We start from the raw sequence: 2,492 nt of genomic DNA on the forward strand, positions 1-2,492 counted from the left end.
CCCCCCCCCCCCCCCCCCCCCCCCCCCCCCCCCCCCCCCCCCCCCCCCCCCCCCCCCCCCCCCCCCCCCCCCCCCCCCCCCCCCCCCCCCGGGACCGGCCTCGTTCCTCCGGCACAACGGGGCGCTGGAGGGCCGAAGGCTTTCCGGTTCAGTTCGGGCGACCGGCCGCTCGCAGTGAGCGGGATCGTCGGGGACACCGAGTTCATGCGCGGCATCGGTCAGGTCCCCGACGGGGAGGCCGAGGACTACCGGCTACGCAGCTACGTGGAGTTCGGTTCCCATGACGTGACATCGGACGGTCTCCTGGTGGATTGCCGTACCGAGCGGGGCTCCTTCGGTGCGATGGGCCGGTTCTTCCACGAGACCGGCACCCGTCCTGGGCAGGGTGACTCGCCGGGTGGGTTCCTGGCCGAAGTGACCGACACGCTTGAGCGAGGCCCGGTCCTGCCGTACGAGCAGGTGGTCGAAGCCGCGCGGAGGCAGTCGCGGCTCCACGCGCCGACTCCGTGACGTCGAACGCCCCTGTCTCCGACACGGGCCGGCGCGGGTCTACGCGTCGGCAGACCGCGGGCAGGGGGCGCCGGTGTGCATGTTGGACGAGGCGCCACTGATGACGGAGTCGAGTCTTTCCCGGGTGTGGACGAGGTCCGCGATGCGCTGGTCGAGGTGGTCGCGTTCCGTGGCGAGGCGCCGCAGGAGCCGGGGGGTGGCTTTGCCGTCGATGACGCAGGGCGTCAGCTCGGCGATGGACTTGCTGCTCAGTCCGGCGGCGTACAGCCGGCGGATGAGGTGGATCCGCTCGACGGCATCTTCCGTGTAGCGGCGCTGGCCGCTGCCACTGCGCTCGGCGGCGAGCAGGTTCTGTTCCTCGTAGTAGCGCAGGGCCCGGGTGGTGACACCCGTGCGGCGCGCGAGTTCACCGATCCGCATTCCCGCCGCTCTCCTTCACGTGCCGTGCGTCACGCCCACTTGCCTTTGACGTCAACGTCAACTTTTACGGTAGCTCATGCGCCCGGCGCTGGGCGGAAAGCTCTGTCAGGTCCCGAACCCCCTCGACGAACGCGGCCGGGACCCGCTCCGTCGTCTCGACGCCCGAACGCGTCCTCCGCCTCCCCCGGTCCGTCACCTTCTGAAAGGGCAGACGCACTCATGACCACGTACCCCGCGACCGGCCTCTCCGGCCCCGCCCTCACCGCGACCGTGTCCGTCAAGCCACTCGTGCTGAACGCACCGGGGCGCGGTGCGGATCTGCACGTCCGCGTCACCGCCCCCACCGCCGGCACCGGCCTGCCCGTCGTCCTGTTCGCCCATGGGTTCGGTTCGGACCTGGACGGCTACGCCCCGCTGGTCGACCACTGGGCGTCCGGCGGCTTCGTCGTGATCCAGGCCACTCATCTGGACTCCAAGCGGTTCACCCTCCGCGCCGATGACCCTCGCCGGCCCCAGATGTGGCGCCACCGCGTACAGGACATGCGGCACATCCTCGACGAGCTCACCACCCTGGAGGCGGCCGTGCCGGGCCTGTCGGGCCGCGTGGACCGCAGCCGCGTCGTCGCGGCCGGACACTCCTTCGGCGGCCAGACCGCCGGCATCCTGGTAGGCCTGCGCGTGATGGACCCGCGGACCGGTGCCGCCGAGGACCTGTCCGATGCCCGGGTCATGGCCAGCGTCCAGTTGGCCACCGCCGGCAGGGGCGGCGACGAGCTGACCCCCTTCGCCCACGACAACCTTCCCTGGCTGCGCGATCAGGACTTCTCCCGGATCACCGCTCCCGGCCTCGTCATCGCGGGAGACGAGGACGACCTCCCGCTCTCCACCCGGGGTCCGGCCTGGACGGCCGACCCCTACACCCTCAGCCGCAGTGACAAGAGCCTCCTGACCGTCCGCGGCGGCGAGCACTTCCTCGGTGGCGTCTCCGGCCACCGATCGGCGGAGACCACCGACGAGAACCCCGCCCGTGTCGCCCTCGTCCAGCAGGTCACCCTCGCCTATCTGCGCCATGTCACCGGAATCGACCACAGCGACTGGCACCACGCCCAGACCGTCCTCAGCGGCAGTCACCCGCTCGGGCACCTCGAGTCCAAGTAGCCCCAGACACCCGCAGTCTCGCGTCCACGGCGGACGTCGTCATGACGACCGCCGTGAGCGGACCCCGCGGCGAGGGATGCCGGGCCGCGGCTCTGCGCGTGAGAGGTGACAGCACTTCCACACCGGTCGGGTGGGACGTTCACGGGTTTCGCCAGCTCCGGAGTGTCGTGGGACGACTGGGCTCCGCACGGTCAGCGAAGGGTTTGAACCGCGTAGAGCGCTCCGACGCCGGTGGCGAGGGTACTGAGGAGAAGCCGGAGCGCGGTGTCGGGCAGGTGGGGCTGAAGGCGGGCGCCGAAGTATCCGCCGAGAAGTCCTCCGGCTCCGCAGGACAGGCCCAGCACCCAGTCGGGGGCGACGTCACCGGTGGCGGCCAGGGAGAGCAGCGCGTAGGTGGCCGCGCC

General features: G+C 71.8%; 3 protein-coding genes and 1 pseudogene. 2 read left to right on the forward strand and 2 right to left on the reverse strand.

The features are described from left to right. Window positions 1-174 precede the first annotated feature (174 nt). Window positions 175-510, forward strand: coding sequence for a hypothetical protein (locus ACZ61E_RS32515; RefSeq protein ID WP_469704010.1), 336 nt, complete (start codon window positions 175-177; stop codon window positions 508-510). Window positions 511-549: 39 nt separating this feature from the next. On the opposite strand, the gene ACZ61E_RS32520 is transcribed toward ACZ61E_RS32515, so the two are convergent. Continuing rightward, the gene (locus tag ACZ61E_RS32520; protein ID WP_469704011.1) at window positions 550-930 is read right to left on the reverse strand and encodes a MerR family transcriptional regulator; all 381 of its coding nucleotides are present in this window, start codon (window positions 928-930) and stop codon (window positions 550-552) included. Between the two features lie 219 nt (window positions 931-1,149). Between ACZ61E_RS32520 and ACZ61E_RS32525 the strand changes: the two genes are divergently transcribed. Further along, the gene (locus tag ACZ61E_RS32525) at window positions 1,150-2,088 is read left to right on the forward strand and encodes an alpha/beta hydrolase family protein (protein WP_469704013.1); all 939 of its coding nucleotides are present in this window, start codon (window positions 1,150-1,152) and stop codon (window positions 2,086-2,088) included. 191 nt (window positions 2,089-2,279) lie between these two features. Here ACZ61E_RS32525 and ACZ61E_RS32530 read toward each other — a convergent pair. Continuing rightward, a pseudogene (locus ACZ61E_RS32530) lies at window positions 2,280-2,492 on the reverse strand (sulfite exporter TauE/SafE family protein); the annotation flags it as partial.

The sequence above is a fragment of the Streptomyces sp. NPDC104581 genome (assembly GCF_055583685.1).